The sequence below is a fragment of the Kingella negevensis genome, assembly GCF_030177895.1.
Lineage (GTDB): Bacteria > Pseudomonadota > Gammaproteobacteria > Burkholderiales > Neisseriaceae > Kingella_C > Kingella_C negevensis.
The window spans coordinates 806,321-821,461 of the sequence record NZ_CP123448.1 but is presented as its reverse complement, the minus strand read 5'-3'; the positions used below and the strand labels follow the sequence as shown (position 1 = coordinate 821,461).

The following is a 15,141-nucleotide window of genomic DNA, read 5'->3' as shown; positions in this document are numbered from 1 at the left end:
CCTGAAAATTTTTCAGGCTGCTTTTTATATGGTTAGACAGGTTTGTCGTTTTTTTTGAACATTTTAGGTTTAGCGTTGTTTTCAATCACATCACGCGTAACCACCACTTTCGCCACATCTTTCAAATCAGGCAGCAAATACATGGTGTCCAACAAAGCGCGTTCCACGATTGAGCGCAAACCACGCGCACCTGTTTTGCGTTCCATTGCCAATTTGGCGATGGCGTGTAGCGCGTCTGTTTCAAATTCCAGCTCGGTTTCTTCCATGGCAAACAGGGCTTGATATTGTTTCACCAGCGCATTTTTCGGCTCAGTTAAGATGTTTACCAAAGCCGCTTCGTCCAATTCCGCCAAAGTGGCAATCACAGGCAAACGACCAATCAATTCAGGAATTAAACCAAATTTAATCAAGTCTTCAGGCTCAACGGTTTCAAACAATTCGGTGATGTTCGCGTCGTCATCTTTGCTGTGGACTTGTGCGCCAAAGCCAATGCCGCCTTTTTCGGTGCGCTGGCGAATGACTTTTTCTAAGCCAGCAAACGCACCGCCGCAGATGAACAGAATGTTGGTCGTATCCACATCAATAAATTGCTGGTTTGGATTGCGACGACCGCCTTGTGGTGGCACGCTTGCCATGGTGCCTTCAATCAGTTTCAGCAAGGCTTGTTGTACGCCTTCGCCTGACACATCGCGCGTGATAGATGGATTGTCGGATTTACGTGAAATTTTGTCGATTTCATCAATATACACAATGCCGCGCTGCGCTTGTTCTACGTTGAAATCGCATTTACCCAGCAATTTGGTGATGATTTGTTCCACGTCTTCGCCAACGTAACCTGCTTCGGTTAAGGTGGTTGCGTCTGCCATCACAAATGGTACGTTCAATTTGCGCGCCAATGATTGGGCGAGCAAGGTTTTGCCTGAACCTGTTGGACCAATCAGCAGAATGTTGGATTTGGATAATTCTACGTTGTTGTCGAATTTGGGTTGGCGCAAGCGTTTGTAGTGGTTATACACGGCAACGGCTAGGGCTTTTTTGGCGGTATCTTGCCCAATAACATGGTCGTTTAATTGGCTGACCAATTCGGCTGGTGTGGGCAATTCTTGTTCGTTGAATGAAACGGTTTTTTCGGTTTCGGTTTTGGTGTGGTTTTCTGTGAGCAATGTGCCGCATGAGGCGACGCATTCGTTACAGATATAGACTTCGTTGTCTCCTTCAATCAGGTGTTTTACTTCGTCTTCGTGTTTGCCGCAAAATGAGCAAGTGCGTTCTTGTTTTTTCATTGGGTCTTTCTTTTTTCAGCAATAAACTTTTCAGGCTGCAAAGTATAAAGGCAGCCTGAAACCTTTGCAAAGTTTTCAGGCTGCGATTGATATTAGATTAGCTTAAATGGTTCAACGGCAAAGCGGTTGTATTTTTGATTTCTTTCAATACGAAACTAGATTTTGCGTCCAACACGCACGTCTGCGCCAGCAACACATTCATAACGAAATGAGAAAATGCGTTCATGTCGGTGAAAAACGCATGCAGCAGATAATCGGCTTCGCCTGTGAGTGCAAGGCAAGACAAGACTTCAGACCATGTTTGCACGGCTTCTGAAAATTCGGCGCGCGCTTCGGCGGTTTTGTTGGTGGTTACGCGAATAATCACTTGCAAACCCAATCCCAATGCGGTTGGTGATAATAATGCGGCATATTGCTGAATCACGCCATTGTCTTCCAGTTGCTTCAATCGGCGCAAGCAGGGCGATGGAGATAGCGCAACACGCTCTGACAATTCCACATTGCTCAATCGTCCATTTTCTTGCAGCACTTGAAGTATCTTGAGGTCTGTCTTGTCTAAAACGATTTCTGTTGTCATGATGGATTCCTTTTTTATTTGGATAAAACAGTGTTGTATTCTTGAGTGGATTGAATAGTCTAGTTCATCATAATCTACGCCTGTTTAAAGCACAATACTGTTCAAAAACTTATTTTATTGAAATTTAACGCCAGTCAAATTCCTAAAAATAAAATTCAACTATTACATTATTTTACAGTTTTTAGGCAGCCTGAAATATTATGGATAAAATGATGCAAATACACGACAAAGCAGCCTGAAAGCGATAAAATAAGTCGGTTGTTTGACACACCTTATTTATATCTAAAGGAAAGAAAATACATGAATATCCCACCAGTAAATGAAGAAATGCGGAAATTCATTCACGGTTTATTAACTCACATGGTAAAAAACAAAGGTTCTGACTTGTTTATTACCGCAGGTTTTCCACCAGCCATGAAATTGGACGGCAAACTTACACGCTTGAGCGACAAACCTTTAACCGCCGAACACACCGCACAAATCGCCCGTTCTATCATGGACGACAAACAAGCCGAAGAATTTTTTGGTACAAGCGAATGTAACTTTGCGATTAGCTTGGCAGGCGTATCACGTTTCCGTATCAACGCGATGATTCAACGCGGCGCGGCAGCTTTGGTTTGCCGTGTAATTACCAGTGATATTCCAAAATTTGAAGATTTAAAATTGCCGCCAGTATTGCGTGATGTGGTGATGGAAAAACGCGGTTTGGTGATTTTCGTGGGCGGTACAGGTTCAGGTAAATCTACTTCTTTGGCTGCGATGATTGACTACCGCAATGAAAACAGCTTCGGTCATATCATCACAATTGAAGACCCGATTGAATACGTTCACCCACACAAAAACTGCATCATTTCGCAGCGTGAAGTGGGCGTGGACACAGAAAATTGGTTTGCCGCACTGAAAAACACACTGCGTCAAGCACCAGACGTTATCTTGATTGGTGAGATTCGTGACCGCGAAACCATGGACTACGCGCTGGCGTTTGCCGAAACAGGTCACTTGTGTATGGCAACGCTTCACGCGAATAACTCCAACCAAGCACTTGACCGTATCATCAACTTCTTCCCAGAAGAACGCCGCACGCAGTTGCTGACTGACTTGTCTTTGAACTTGAAAGGCTTTATTTCGCAACGCTTGATTCCGCGCAAAACAGGTAAAGGTCGTTCCGCTGCGGTGGAAATTTTGCTGAACTCGCCATTGATTTCAGAATTGATTTTGAAAGGCGAAGTGCATGGCATTAAAGAAATCATGGCGAAATCGCGTGATTTGGGTATGCAGACATTTGACCAAGCGTTATTTGAATTGTATGAAAACGATATGATTACATTTGAAGATGCGTTGAAAAATGCCGACTCTGAAAACGACTTGCGTTTGCAAATTAAATTGAACAGTAAGAAAAACGGCACGGCGGGCGAAGATGGCGCGCTGGACGGTTTGTCTATTATGGAAGACTACGAACATCAAGCGCAATAATTTGCAGCCTGAAAACAAAAAACAGCACGAGAAATTTGTGCTGTTTTTTGTTTTCAGGCTGCAATTTGGGTAAAAATGGAGCGTCGGCGGCTCGCCGACAAATATTCTGATAAATACAGAAAGAAGTATCGGCAATCAGCCATATTTCAGGCTGCAATTGTTTCCGCCGCTTGCAAAGTATTTTCCAACAAGCTCGCAATCGTCATCGGACCCACGCCACCTGGCACGGGCGTAATCGCAAACGCGCGTTCTTTTGCTGCGGCAAATGCCACATCGCCGCACAAAGTGCCATCTTCCAAGCGATTAATGCCGACATCAATCACCGTTGCGTTTGGCTTAATCCATTCGCCTTTGATGAAGTTTGGTTTGCCCACGCCTGCAATCACAATATCCGCTGCTGCCACTTCTGCTGCTAAATTTTCCGTTGCGCTATGGCAAATGGTGGGTGTGCCGCCAGCCAGCAAAATTTCCAACGCCATCGGTCGCCCCACAATATTGGACGCGCCGATGATGGTTACTTTTTTGCCTTTGATGGGAATTTGATACGCGTTGAGCAGCGTCATCACGCCTTTGGGGGTGCAAGGACGCAAAGTAGGCATGCGTTGCAGCAATCGCCCGACGTTATACGGATGAAAACCGTCCACATCTTTATTGGGATGAATGCGCTCTAACACGGCTTGGCTGTTGATGTGTTTGGGCAGGGGCAGTTGTACCAGAATGCCGTCAACTTCAGGCTGCGTGTTGAGCGTGTCAATCAGCGCGAGTAGCTCGGTTTCGCTGGTGTGTTCGGGCAAGATGTGCGAGAACGATTTGAAGCCAACTTTGTCGCATGCGCGTTGTTTGTTGCGAACGTAAACGGCGCTGGCTGGGTTGTCACCAACCAAAACCACGGCTAAACCTGGTACGCGTTTGCCTTGCGTTTGGCGTTGGGAAACTTGTTCGGCAATGCGTTGCAAGCATTCTTCTGAGACTTTTTTTCCGTCAAGGATTTGAGCTGTCATTTTTTTTGCCTTATGTAGAGTGGAATGAAAAAGGTAGGTCGGATTCTTGAATTCGACCTACAGTTTAATAGTTACACATAATCCAACAATTCTTTCAGGCTGCGAATTTCGTATGTGGGTTTCACGCAGCCTGAAAGGGGTTTTTGCTGTGGATTGTACCAACACGTTGCAATCCCTGCGTTGTGTCCGCCTGTGATGTCGGAAGTGAGACTGTCTCCAACCATTAAAACGTTTTCAGGCTGCGTGTGGGGCATTTGTTTGAATGCGTATTGAAAAATACGTTTGTCGGGTTTGGCAACGCCTGCTTCTTCTGATGTTACCAGTAAATCAATGCAGCCTGAAAGTCGGTGGTGCTCTAGGCGTGGGCGTTGCAAAATGTTGAAGCCGTTGGTGATGATGCCGATTTTGATTTGGTGTTTGCGCAAGGTGTGCAGCAATTCGGTTGCGCCATCTAGCGGTTGGCAGATGGTGGACATGGCAAGCTGTAGCTCGTTGTTGAGCTGTTTGGGGGAGATGCCTGTGCGTTGCGAAAGCTGGGCGAAACGGGTGGCGTTGAGTTGGTCTAGGTTGATTTTGCCGTCTTGGTAGTCGTTCCATAGGTGGTCGTTTAGGGTTTTGAAGTGGCTGTATTCTTCGGGTGTGAAGGTTTGTTTGTGGTGGGTGAGTAGGTGTTCTAAACCGTGATGACCGTTGAAGCTGAAGAGGGTTTGGTCTGCGTCAAATAATATCCATTGGTACATTTTTATTTTTCTTTCAGGCTGCGTTTTGGTGAAACTAAAACTATAGCACGAATTTTGTTTCTTTTAAAATCAGTCGTTTAAAATATTTTTACAATTTGATAATAATTATTATTTGCAAATAAGAAAGATTATGGGTAATATAGCGACATACCAACTGCACAGCAGCAGTTTGAAAGATAACTTGTTGTTATGCAGCCTATTTTGGTAGTGGTTTGTGTTCCTTTTATTATGCCTCGTGCGGATTTTGCACGAGGCTTTTTTTATCTGTATGAAACGCAGCCTGAAAATCACAGTACAATTTCTGTTTTATTAAACGGATTGAAAAAGTGGATTTATTAGCAAAATTTGCAAAATCATTGCCTGATTTGCGCGGAAAACGAGTTTGTGTAGGCTTGAGCGGCGGCGTGGATTCGGTGGTGCTACTGCATTTGCTGACGCGTGCGCGTGAATCGTGCGGTTTGGCGGAATTGTTTGCGGTGCATGTTCATCATGGCTTGAGCGATTTGGCTGATGATTGGTGGGCGTTTTGTGAACAGATTTGCGCGGATTGGGGCGTGCGTTTAGTGGCGGAACGCGTGTCGGTGCAGACGAAAGGCAAGGGGCTGGAATCGGCGGCGCGTTTGGCGCGTTATGCGGTTTACGAGCGGTTGGATTGCGATGTGTTGGCATTGGCGCATCATCGTGATGACCAAGTGGAGACGTTTTGGTTGGCGGCTTTGCGTGGGGGCGGATTGCGTGCGCTGGCGGCGATGCCTGAAAGTCGTGCGCTGGATAATGGGGCGGTTTTGTTGCGCCCGTTGCTGAATTTTGGGCGACAGGATTTGCTGAATTACGCGGCTGAGTTTGGTTTGGATTTTGTGCATGACCCGAGCAATGATGACGGGCGTTTGCTGCGAAATTGGTTGCGTGGAAAATTGCTGCCTGAATTGGTTTTCAGGCTGCCTGAAAGTGGGAAACAGGTGTTGTCGGCGGTGGAATCGTTGCAAGATGAATTGGCGGTTTTGGACGAGATTGTGGCGGCGGATTGGGATTTTGTGTGCGTGAACGGGCAGTTTTTGCGTGAGCGTTGGTTGGCGTTGAGTGCGGCGCGGCGGCGACAAATGTTGGTGCAGTTTGCACGTGTGCATGGCTTGGGTGTGCCGCGTAAACAATCGGTGTGGGATTTTACGCGTGTGTTGAGTGAAGCCGAATCGGCAACTTGGGGTCTGCCGCGTGGTAAGGCGATTTTGTATCGTGGGGTTTTGTTTGCGTGGCGGCAGGATTTTGCGCTGGATTTTTCAGGCTGCGTTTGGATTGGGGACGCGTCTGAGTTTTCAGGCTGCATTCGGGCGGCGCGGCGTGATGATGTGATGTTGATGAAATCGGGGCGCAAATCGGTGTTTCAGGTGTTGCAGGAAATGGGTGTGCCGCCGTTTGCGCGTGAATTTTGGGCGGTGGCTGTGGACGAACAGGGCGTGTGTATGGCGGTGGCGAATGGGCGTAGTGCGATTGAAGCAAAATTACATTGTGAAGCATTGTTAATCTTTCAGGCTGCGTGATTTGTTGTTTTAAAACAACGTTTCAGGCAGCCTGAAAATGGCTTAAGGCGGTTTTCTTTCCATTTATGTTTTACTCAAACCTGCGTTGTTTTATAATTTTTTACATTCAATTTGTTTCACGTGTTCTCTGTGTAAGAGGAAAAAATTATGAAAATGCGCTTGGCAAAATTATCAGCCGCTTTGTTGGCTGTTTTCGCAGTAAACAATGCTTATGCTGCGGAAGTAAACTGTTCACAAAGCTACGGTATTCAATCCACTGTAAATGGCATCGTGGGTCAAACTTATTGCGACAACAATTCGCAAACGTTTATTGATTTGGTGAAAAAGTTGAAAGACTCAAACCCTAACTATAATGAAACCGCTGTGACTGAAGTGTTGGGTCGTTTTAATGATGCAGATATCACCATGAATTATCGCGATAGTTCAACCACGCTTGAATTTTCTTCTCCTGACTTGGGCGTGGAAAAACAAACATTTACAGGCGCGACACGTAAAGAATCGCAAGATATGTTTGTGGATTGGTTGAAAAAAAGCGGCATTATCACGCAAGTGATGCAATACCAATCTAAAAACAGCGCAAACAGCCCGATTACAGGCAGCGCAGGTTTAATGCCTACTTTAGCGCGTAACGATTTTGACACGGCAACAGAAAGTACGTCAAATGTAGCCAACACTTCCAAAATGGAAACCGTTTCAGGCAACTTGGTGGGCTTGGGCTTGAACGTAGGTTCGTACAGCATCGCTGGCGGTGAAAAAGTGGATACAGCGACTTTGCCATTGTCATACACCAAAAAAATGGCAAGCGACCCACGCAAACAATTGATTTTCACTGTGCCAATCAGCATGTATCAAGTGGGTAGTGCGAAAGGTTACCATGTGGGTTTAGGTTTGGCGTATCGCTTCCCTGTGAACGACCGTTGGACTTTAACACCTGCTGCACGTTATGCTGTGACAGGTTCGGTAGACCGCGCAACGGTGGCTTCTGTTATCAGCGGCTCTTTAACCAGCACCTACACCATTCCGTTGGACCAATTTGAATTGACGGTTGCGAACATGGTTGGCTACTACTCAACAGGTAAATTCAAAGCGGGCGAATATTCGTTCAACCCAAAAATCAAAGAAACCATTTTGCGTAATGGTGTGATGTTGTCGCAACCTTTCTATTTGAAAGGCAAAAAATTGGCAGCTGAATACTCTGTTATTGACACACGTTATGTGGGCAGTAACAAGCCATTTATGAGCAATATGCAAGAATATGGCGTAACCGTTGGTTTGCATAAAGACGAAGCGGAGAATAATCCAAAATTGTCTAATATTCGCGTTGGCGTAACTTATATGCACGGCAAAGGCTCGAAAGGCTTTACAGCTAATATGGGTTACTGGTTCTAATTTTTGCAAGACAAAAAGCAGCCTGAAAATAAGTTTTCAGGCTGCTTTTTGTAGGTCGGATTCTTGAATCCGACATTTGCAATGCTTGGAAAAATTGTTGGATACGAGTATCCAACCTACAGCGATAGAATGCAGCCTGAAAAGCAATTTTCAGGCTGCATTATGCGTTATTTAAACAGCGAAGAGAGTTTTCCAAAGAACCCTTTATGTTCCGTTTCTTCAGGCTGCGTTGCCACTTCCGCCACATTTTCAGGTTGCGGTTGCGGTTTCCGCGTAACTGCCAACGCCGCAAAACTTTGCGCCACAGGCATGATTTCAATCGCGTTTACATTCATGTGTTTCGGGCATTGATACAGCCACAAAGCCGTGTGCGCAATATCATCAGCCTGAATAAAATCCACGTTTTCATACAACTTAGTTGCCCGTTCATCATCGCCTTTAAAGCGCACGTTTGAAAATTCCGTGCCACCGCACAAGCCTGGTTCAATATTGGTTACACGAATATTTTTCCCCTGCAAATCCGCACGCAAATTCAAGCTAAACTGACGCACAAACGCCTTAGTCGCCCCGTAAACATTGCCGCCTTGATAAGGATAAGTGCTAGCAACCGAACCTAAATTGATGATATACCCATCATTACGTTCAACCATTTCAGGCAGCACTTGGCGCGTTAAATACGTCAGACCAATCACATTTGTGTGAATCATCGTTTCCCAGTCCGCAAAGTCCGCTTCATACGCGTTGTCCAAACCCAAAGCCAAACCCGCGTTGTTAATCAAACAATCAATTTGCTGGAATTTTTCAGGCTGCGTTGCCAAACTTTTCAGCGCATTGTCCACAGATTCCTTGCTGGAAACGTCCATTTCCAGAGGGAGAAACAGCCCTCCCAATTCTTGCTGCAATTCCGTTAATTTATCCAAACGACGCGCCGCGCCAATTACGGGATAACCTGCTTGTACAAAACGGCGACACATCGCCGCGCCAAAACCTGCCGAAGCACCTGTAATCAAAATAGCCATGGTAAGTCCTTTCTGGTTGAAAAAAATTCGCTTAAAATCATATCATTTTAACGGGAAGACAACCATGAATTTTAAAATAACTTTATTCGCGCTTGCCGCTTTCGGTCTTGCCGCGTGTGGCGACAATGGCGCGGCTGGCGTTTCTGCCACAAAAGGCGATATTTCGCAAAACCGCAGCAGCGCATTCAAATCGTTTATGCCCACGTTTTCCAGCATGGGCAAAGTGGCAAAAGGCGACGATGCTTACGATGTAGAAAAATTCAAAGCCTTAGCCGCCAGTTTTCAAGATGAAGCCAAAGAACCGTTCAATTATTTTCAAAACGACCCGCAAGGCAATGGCGACGCGTTGCCTGTGATTTGGGCGAAACCTGCGGAATTTAAAGCGGAACAAGAAAAGTTTCAGGCTGCCGTAGCGCAATTAAATGCGGCAGCGAAAACGGGGAATTTAGAGAATATTCGCGTGGCATATCAAACGGTTGAGAATCGTTGCAGCGCGTGCCATCAAACGTATCGCCAACCAAAATAACGCAGCCTGAAAGGAATAAAATGGCAAAACAAAAACCGATTTTTCAACCGACTTGGTTGTGGTTAATCAAAAGACCTGTGTGCTTTTTGGGCTTTGGTTTTGGGACGGGACTTGCGCCCAAAGCCCCCGGTACGTTTGGCACGTTGCCAGCGGTGTTGATTGCAGGATTGCTGCTGGGTTGCGGTGTGAGCAAGCTGAGTTTGGCGTTGCTGTGCATTCCCTTGTTTTTCATTGGGATTTGGATTTGCAACGAAACGGAATATGCGCTGGGCGTGCATGATTACGGCGGCATTGTGTGGGACGAGATTGTGGCGATGATGTTGGTTTACGCGTGTGTGCCGCAAGGTTTGGGCTGGTGGACGATTGCGTTTGTGGCGTTTCGCTTTTTTGATGCCGTGAAACCGCCGCCGATTAAGTGGTTTGACCAGCGCATGAGCGGTGGTTTTGGCGTGATGTTGGACGATGTGATTGCAGCGTTTTTTGCGATTGCGGTGGTTTGGGTGTTGGTTGGGTTGAATGCAGCCTGAAAAATAGAAATTGTAGGTCGGATTCTTGAATCCGACATTGTTCAAGTTTCAAGAATTGTCGGATACGAGTATCCGACCTACGAAGACGCAGCCTGAAATATTTGCAAAACTGTTATTTGATGAGACAAAATTTATTTGTGTTCCATTTTAAGTTTACTGAAATTGATAAAAAGTCGGCTTGGAAAGCCGACCTACAAGACTTGTTATGTTTGTAGGTCGCTTCTCCGAGCCGATTTTTCGTTTTCAGGCTGCGTTTATTATTTCTCGTTTCTGCGGCGCAAAAAGGTGGCAAATCTAGGTGTTCCTTTGGCGGTAAATCCGCGATATTTATAAGTAATCACGCTGCCAATGGGTGGCGGATTATCACGGTCTTCGTCTTTGAAACCTGAACCGATACGAAATTCGCCCAACTCGTTTTTGCAGGAAACCGCGCCGAGTGTGTCCGCATATTTGCCTTTGCCTTGGTGGTGTTGCGTAACGGTGCATTCTGCGTCATGCGTGGTTTTCAGCTTGAGCAAATCATTGCTGCGACCTGAGGTGTACGGCGCGTTTGGGTTATGCAACATCACGCCTTCGCCGCCACCTTGTTCAATTTGGCGCAGAAATTGTCGTGCGTGGGCTTCGTCTTTCACCGTGATTTGCGGCACAACAACAAACTGCGCGTTGGGGTGTTTGGCGGCGTGTTGTTTGGCTAGGGAAAGTCGCTGGTATAAGTTGCCTTTGGCATTAGGTACATCAAAAACGTGTAGGCGGATGCCTTGCCAGTTGCCTTGTGTGGAGCGGACGGCGGCGGATACGCGTTCAAATGTGCCGCGTCCTGCGTAAAGTTCGCCATCTAGCGCAAAGGGTGGAAAATCGCGCGTGAAACCTGCGGGTGGCGTGAACACGTTGCCTTGACGACTGATGAGTTGTTTGCCGTCCCAATAGGCGCGTACGCCGTCCATTTTTTCGCTCATTGCCCAGCCTGTGATGTTTTGTTTGTTATAGTGGTTGGCGAGTATGATTTTAGGTGCGGCGGCTTGGGTGGCGGTGGCGAAACAGAGTAGGGCGAAAAATAGGGGTTTCATAAGTTTCCTTGTGATGTGTTTTTCAGACTGAAACCTCTGCAAAATCTTCATCTTTGGCATTTTTCTTCGCCGCACTATGCGGACTGATTTTGTTGCCAAATTAAAATTTGGACAAAATCTAGCATGCACTGCTCGCAAGCTCAACGTACTTGATGTACGTATTCGCTTGCTGTGCTGCTATAGCTTTGAAAACTGCTCAAATCTGAAGTTTTGCAAAGGTTTCAGGCTGCCTGAAAATTTATTCAGGACTATAATGTTATTTTTCCATTTTATTATAAGGATTTTAAGATGAGCAAAACAATTATTCATACAGACAAAGCCCCTGCAGCAATTGGTGCGTACAGCCAAGCGGTTCGCGCTGGGAATACGGTGTATGTGAGCGGTCAAATTCCGCTTGTGCCTGAAACGATGCAACTGGTTTCTGATGATTTTGAGGAACAAGCGCATCAAGTGTTTAAAAATTTACGCGCTGTGTGCGAAGCGGCAGGTGGCAACTTGAACGATATTGTGAAAGTGAATGCGTATTTAACGGATTTGGCGAACTTCGCAACGTTTAACCGTGTGATGGAAGAGTATTTTGCTCAACCGTTTCCTGCTCGTGCGGCGGTGGGTGTGGCTTCTTTGCCACGCGGTGCGGCGGTGGAAGCTGAAGCGGTTTTGGTTTTGGAATAAGGACAACTGTGGTGTTTCAGGCTGCCTGAAAGGGTAAATAACTTTCTGTTCTATGGAAAAGAAGCACACAATCTTTCACAATTTGTGTGCAAACCGTTATGGTACAACCTCGGTACCCCAAAACACACACAAGTTTTAAGGCGGCTTTTCAGGCTGCCTTCTTTTTTATGTGTCAGATTTGTCTTTAGGTAACTTGGTCTGAACCATATTGAAAAAACCGCGCAGAATATCAATGTCTTCCGTAGTCGTGTTGGCACGGTTAAACAGAGAATGCAAGCGGCGCATCATGCGTTCGGCGTTGCGTTTGCGGAAGAAATCCATTTGCTCCATGGCGCTTTGCAAATGCTGAACCATGCCTGCCACTTGGTCGGCGGTGGCAAGATTGCGCTCAGGAATCAGATGGCTCAAATCGGCGTGGGTTTGGCTGAAAATTTCGTAGCAAACCACTTGCACGGCTTGGGCGAGATTGAGTGAGAAGTAGTTGGGATTGCCTGCAATCGTCATCAAGCGGTTGCATTCTTGCACTTCGTCAATGCTCAAGCCGAAAGTTTCGTTGCCAAATACCAGAGCGACTTGCTGCCCTGCTTGCGCGGCGACGAGCAATTCTGGTGTGAGTTCGCGTGGGGTTTTCAATGGGCTGGTGAGTTCGCGGCGACGGCTGGTGAGTGCGCAGCTTAGAACTGTGCCGTACAAGGCTTCAGGCAGCGTGGCGACAATTTTGGCGTTTTCCAGCACATCTACTGCGCCTGACGCGAGAATGAAACTTTCTTCAGGCAGCCTGAAATTGGCGACATCGTCTGGATTAAACACGGGCGGTTCGGGTGTCATCGGCGTTTCCATGATGTTGGGCGCGACGAGTACGAGTTGGCTCAAACCCATGGTTTTCATGGCGCGCGCGGCGGCACCGATGTTGGCTGGGTGGCTGGTGCGGGATAAGACGATGCGGATATTGGCGAGATAATCGGGGATAGGTTGTGCTTGTGTCATGTGTTGCGGCCTGAAAATAATTTAAAGATAGTATTATAGTTCAATCTGCTATAATACTGTGTTTTGAAAATTTCAAAGGACTCAATGAAATGGCTTTCTTAAAAGGCAAAAAAATCTTGATTACAGGCATGATTTCAGACCGTTCAATCGCTTACGGTATTGCAAAAGCATGCCATGAACAAGGCGCAGAATTGGCGTTCACTTATGTGGTAGATAAATTGGAAGATCGCGTGCGCAAATTGGCGGCGGAATTTGGTTCAGAATTGGTGTTCCGTTGCGATGTGCAAAGCGATGAAGAAATCGCGCAAACTTTTGCGGATTTAGGCAAACATTGGGACGGTTTAGATGGTTTGGTTCACGCGATTGCGTTTGCGCCAAAAGAAGCTTTGAGCGGCGATTTTTTGGATAGCATTTCGCGCGAAGCGTTCAATACAGCGCATGAAGTTTCTGCGTACAGCTTGCCAGCATTGGCAAAAGCGGCGCGCCCGATGATGCAAGGTCGCAATGGCTCTATCTTGGCTTTGACTTACTTGGGCGCGGTTCGTGCAGTGCCAAACTACAATGTGATGGGCATGGCAAAAGCGAGCTTGGAAGCGGGTGTTCGTTTCACGGCGGCTTGCTTGGGCAAAGAAGGTATCCGTTGCAATGGTATTTCTGCAGGTCCTATCAAAACTTTGGCGGCGGCTGGGATTGCGGATTTCAGCAAATTGTTGAACCACGTTGCGGAACAAAATCCGTTACGCCGCAATGTAACCACTGAAGAAGTGGGCAATGCAGCAGCATTCTTGTTGTCTGACTTGGCTTCTGGTATCACGGGTGAAATTACTTACGTGGACGGTGGCTACAGTATTAACGCTTTGGCAGATACTGAGTAATTCAATAAAAAAAGCAGCCTGAAAAGTTTTCAGGCTGCTTTTTTATTTGCTGTAATCATTCTTATCGAATGCTGCGCCTTCTTGTTTGACCCATGTGCGTAAGTCATCATCGGTGCGTGATAAAAAGCCGTGTGTGCAGAATGCGTTGTATAACACGCGACGGATTTTGTCGCGGCTGTTGTTTTTGCCGCCGAGCATTTGCCATTGTGCATTTCGTGGCTCAATCCAGCGATTGTTTACGGTGTCTGCATAACCAAATGTTTTGATGCGTGAACCTTCTGAATCCAACAGTTTTGTACCTGTTACGCAATAAATGCCTTCTGCGGTGATGTTGTCGCTGCCGCCTGCGGAGCGATTATTGAACACATAACGAACGCTGCCGTCTGGTGCTTGGGTGATGCTGCTGAGTAAAATGCGCGGTTTGCCTGTGAACTGGTTGTTTACGTATAAGTTGAACCAGTCACCTGATTGTGCATTGGGTACGGCTGGCAAGGGGACTTTGCTTTCTTCAAAAACTCGGTCGGATAAATCTTGGAGTTTTTCGGCAAATTCCATTGAAGATTCTGCGTGGACGGGGTTGGCAAAACAGAAAAATAGGGCGGTGAATATTAGTTTTTTCATGGGTATTCTTTGGAAAAATGCAGCCTGAAAAAATATTTTTTAGGCTGCTTGTATTTGTTATTTTTTCAGTTGAGCAATCACTTGTTCTTTAACTGTTTCAACAGCTTGAGTACCGTTTACTTTGATATAACGTGGCGCGTTGTCGCCAGTTAATTTACTGTAGAAATCTACCAGAACTTCTGTTTGTTCGTGATACACGTCTAAGCGTTTTTTAACGGTTTCTTCTTTGTCGTCATCACGTTGAACTAAGTCTTCGCCTGTTTCGTCGTCTTTACCTTCCACTTTGGGTGGGTTGTGTTTCAAGTGGTATGTGCGACCTGAAGCTAAGTGCACACGGCGACCGCTCATGCGCTCTATAATCACTTTATCAGGCACGTCGATTTCCACAACTGCGTCTAAGTTCACGCCTGCTTCTACCATGGCTTCGGCTTGTGCCAATGTGCGTGGGAAGCCGTCAAACAAAAAGCCGTTGGCGCAATCTGCTTGGGCAATGCGTTCTTTTACCATGCCGATGATGATGTCGTCGCGTACCAAACCGCCTTCGTCAATGATTTTTTTGGCTTCTAAACCCAATGGTGTGCCTGCTTTGATGGCGGCGCGTAACATGTCGCCAGTGGAAATTTGTGGGATACCAAATTCGCGTGTAATAAATTGTGCTTGTGTGCCTTTACCTGCGCCTGGTGCGCCCAATAATAATGCTTTCATCACTTCTGCCTTTGATTTGTGCGTGGTTGAAAAAAAGTGTATGGTAATACGTTTTCAGGCTGCCTGAAAAGGGTTGATTGTTTCTATTGTGTCAAATTGTAAATTTTTTATAATAAACCTTAAGGGAAATAGTGTTTTTTT

General features: G+C 46.3%; 16 protein-coding genes. 7 read left to right on the top strand and 9 right to left on the bottom strand.

Annotation, left to right across the window (positions count from 1 at the left end; genetic code table 11):
• Positions 1-32: 32 nt before the first annotated feature.
• Entirely contained in the window at positions 33-1,283 is a 1,251-nt protein-coding gene (gene clpX / locus QEO93_RS04575) for an ATP-dependent Clp protease ATP-binding subunit ClpX (RefSeq protein WP_032137743.1), read from the bottom strand.
• Positions 1,284-1,380: 97 nt separating this feature from the next.
• Positions 1,381-1,860, bottom strand: coding sequence for an Lrp/AsnC family transcriptional regulator (locus QEO93_RS04570; protein ID WP_032137742.1), 480 nt, complete (start codon positions 1,858-1,860; stop codon positions 1,381-1,383).
• A gap of 300 nt (positions 1,861-2,160) precedes the next feature.
• Between QEO93_RS04570 and QEO93_RS04565 the strand changes: the two genes are divergently transcribed.
• The gene (locus QEO93_RS04565; protein WP_032137741.1) at positions 2,161-3,333 is read left to right on the top strand and encodes a PilT/PilU family type 4a pilus ATPase; all 1,173 of its coding nucleotides are present in this window, start codon (positions 2,161-2,163) and stop codon (positions 3,331-3,333) included.
• 146 nt (positions 3,334-3,479) lie between these two features.
• Here QEO93_RS04565 and folD read toward each other — a convergent pair whose 3' ends face one another.
• Entirely contained in the window at positions 3,480-4,334 is an 855-nt protein-coding gene (gene folD / locus QEO93_RS04560) for a bifunctional methylenetetrahydrofolate dehydrogenase/methenyltetrahydrofolate cyclohydrolase FolD (RefSeq protein WP_032137740.1), read from the bottom strand.
• Positions 4,335-4,405: 71 nt separating this feature from the next.
• Positions 4,406-5,074, bottom strand: a complete 669-nt coding sequence (yjjG, locus tag QEO93_RS04555) for a pyrimidine 5'-nucleotidase (protein WP_032137739.1) — start codon at positions 5,072-5,074, stop codon at positions 4,406-4,408.
• 326 nt (positions 5,075-5,400) lie between these two features.
• Between yjjG and tilS the strand changes: the two genes are divergently transcribed.
• Positions 5,401-6,612: a tRNA lysidine(34) synthetase TilS gene (gene tilS, locus QEO93_RS04550; protein WP_245190675.1), complete on the top strand. Its 1,212-nt coding sequence runs from the start codon at positions 5,401-5,403 to the stop codon at positions 6,610-6,612.
• A gap of 147 nt (positions 6,613-6,759) precedes the next feature.
• Positions 6,760-8,001: a hypothetical protein gene (locus tag QEO93_RS04545; protein ID WP_245190674.1), complete on the top strand. Its 1,242-nt coding sequence runs from the start codon at positions 6,760-6,762 to the stop codon at positions 7,999-8,001.
• Positions 8,002-8,168: 167 nt separating this feature from the next.
• Here QEO93_RS04545 and QEO93_RS04540 read toward each other — a convergent pair whose 3' ends face one another.
• Positions 8,169-9,020, bottom strand: a complete 852-nt coding sequence (locus QEO93_RS04540; protein ID WP_032137737.1) for an SDR family oxidoreductase — start codon at positions 9,018-9,020, stop codon at positions 8,169-8,171.
• 64 nt (positions 9,021-9,084) lie between these two features.
• Between QEO93_RS04540 and QEO93_RS04535 the strand changes: the two genes are divergently transcribed.
• Together QEO93_RS04535 and QEO93_RS04530 are read left to right on the top strand one after the other, a co-directional pair.
• Positions 9,085-9,546, top strand: coding sequence for a c-type cytochrome (locus tag QEO93_RS04535; protein WP_085815730.1), 462 nt, complete (start codon positions 9,085-9,087; stop codon positions 9,544-9,546).
• A 20-nt stretch (positions 9,547-9,566) separates the two neighbouring features.
• Positions 9,567-10,073: a phosphatidylglycerophosphatase A family protein gene (locus QEO93_RS04530; protein ID WP_032137736.1), complete on the top strand. Its 507-nt coding sequence runs from the start codon at positions 9,567-9,569 to the stop codon at positions 10,071-10,073.
• Between the two features lie 257 nt (positions 10,074-10,330).
• Here QEO93_RS04530 and QEO93_RS04525 read toward each other — a convergent pair whose 3' ends face one another.
• A complete protein-coding gene (locus QEO93_RS04525; RefSeq protein WP_032137735.1) occupies positions 10,331-11,140 on the bottom strand; it encodes a DNA ligase in 810 nt (269 codons plus the stop codon).
• A gap of 288 nt (positions 11,141-11,428) precedes the next feature.
• Between QEO93_RS04525 and QEO93_RS04520 the strand changes: the two genes are divergently transcribed.
• The gene (locus QEO93_RS04520; protein ID WP_032137734.1) at positions 11,429-11,812 is read left to right on the top strand and encodes a RidA family protein; all 384 of its coding nucleotides are present in this window, start codon (positions 11,429-11,431) and stop codon (positions 11,810-11,812) included.
• A 165-nt stretch (positions 11,813-11,977) separates the two neighbouring features.
• On the opposite strand, the gene QEO93_RS04515 is transcribed toward QEO93_RS04520, so the two are convergent.
• Positions 11,978-12,799: an RNA methyltransferase gene (locus QEO93_RS04515; RefSeq protein ID WP_032137733.1), complete on the bottom strand. Its 822-nt coding sequence runs from the start codon at positions 12,797-12,799 to the stop codon at positions 11,978-11,980.
• Between the two features lie 89 nt (positions 12,800-12,888).
• On the opposite strand from QEO93_RS04515, the gene fabI reads away from it, so the two are divergent.
• Positions 12,889-13,674, top strand: a complete 786-nt coding sequence (gene fabI / locus QEO93_RS04510; protein WP_032137732.1) for an enoyl-ACP reductase FabI — start codon at positions 12,889-12,891, stop codon at positions 13,672-13,674.
• Positions 13,675-13,716: 42 nt separating this feature from the next.
• On the opposite strand, the gene QEO93_RS04505 is transcribed toward fabI, so the two are convergent.
• Positions 13,717-14,295 (bottom strand): CNP1-like family protein, encoded by a 579-nt coding sequence (locus QEO93_RS04505; protein ID WP_044250374.1) that lies wholly within the window; start codon positions 14,293-14,295, stop codon positions 13,717-13,719.
• Between the two features lie 57 nt (positions 14,296-14,352).
• Positions 14,353-15,000 (bottom strand): adenylate kinase, encoded by a 648-nt coding sequence (gene adk, locus QEO93_RS04500; RefSeq protein WP_032137731.1) that lies wholly within the window; start codon positions 14,998-15,000, stop codon positions 14,353-14,355.
• Between the last annotated feature and the right edge of the window lie 141 nt (positions 15,001-15,141).

Bases quoted from the DNA above. Each gene is read 5' to 3' on its own strand.
- QEO93_RS04505 (WP_044250374.1), bottom strand. From the start codon at position 14,295: ATGAAAAAACTAATATTCACCGCCCTATTTTTCTGTTTTGCCAACCCC.
- QEO93_RS04535 (WP_085815730.1), top strand. From the start codon at position 9,085: ATGAATTTTAAAATAACTTTATTCGCGCTTGCCGCTTTCGGTCTTGCC.
- QEO93_RS04525 (WP_032137735.1), bottom strand. From the start codon at position 11,140: ATGAAACCCCTATTTTTCGCCCTACTCTGTTTCGCCACCGCCACCCAA.
- QEO93_RS04565 (WP_032137741.1), top strand. From the start codon at position 2,161: ATGAATATCCCACCAGTAAATGAAGAAATGCGGAAATTCATTCACGGT.
- adk (WP_032137731.1), bottom strand. From the start codon at position 15,000: ATGAAAGCATTATTATTGGGCGCACCAGGCGCAGGTAAAGGCACACAA.
- clpX (WP_032137743.1), bottom strand. From the start codon at position 1,283: ATGAAAAAACAAGAACGCACTTGCTCATTTTGCGGCAAACACGAAGAC.
- folD (WP_032137740.1), bottom strand. From the start codon at position 4,334: ATGACAGCTCAAATCCTTGACGGAAAAAAAGTCTCAGAAGAATGCTTG.
- QEO93_RS04520 (WP_032137734.1), top strand. From the start codon at position 11,429: ATGAGCAAAACAATTATTCATACAGACAAAGCCCCTGCAGCAATTGGT.
- yjjG (WP_032137739.1), bottom strand. From the start codon at position 5,074: ATGTACCAATGGATATTATTTGACGCAGACCAAACCCTCTTCAGCTTC.
- QEO93_RS04515 (WP_032137733.1), bottom strand. From the start codon at position 12,799: ATGACACAAGCACAACCTATCCCCGATTATCTCGCCAATATCCGCATC.
- QEO93_RS04540 (WP_032137737.1), bottom strand. From the start codon at position 9,020: ATGGCTATTTTGATTACAGGTGCTTCGGCAGGTTTTGGCGCGGCGATG.
- fabI (WP_032137732.1), top strand. From the start codon at position 12,889: ATGGCTTTCTTAAAAGGCAAAAAAATCTTGATTACAGGCATGATTTCA.
- QEO93_RS04545 (WP_245190674.1), top strand. From the start codon at position 6,760: ATGAAAATGCGCTTGGCAAAATTATCAGCCGCTTTGTTGGCTGTTTTC.
- QEO93_RS04570 (WP_032137742.1), bottom strand. From the start codon at position 1,860: ATGACAACAGAAATCGTTTTAGACAAGACAGACCTCAAGATACTTCAA.
- QEO93_RS04530 (WP_032137736.1), top strand. From the start codon at position 9,567: ATGGCAAAACAAAAACCGATTTTTCAACCGACTTGGTTGTGGTTAATC.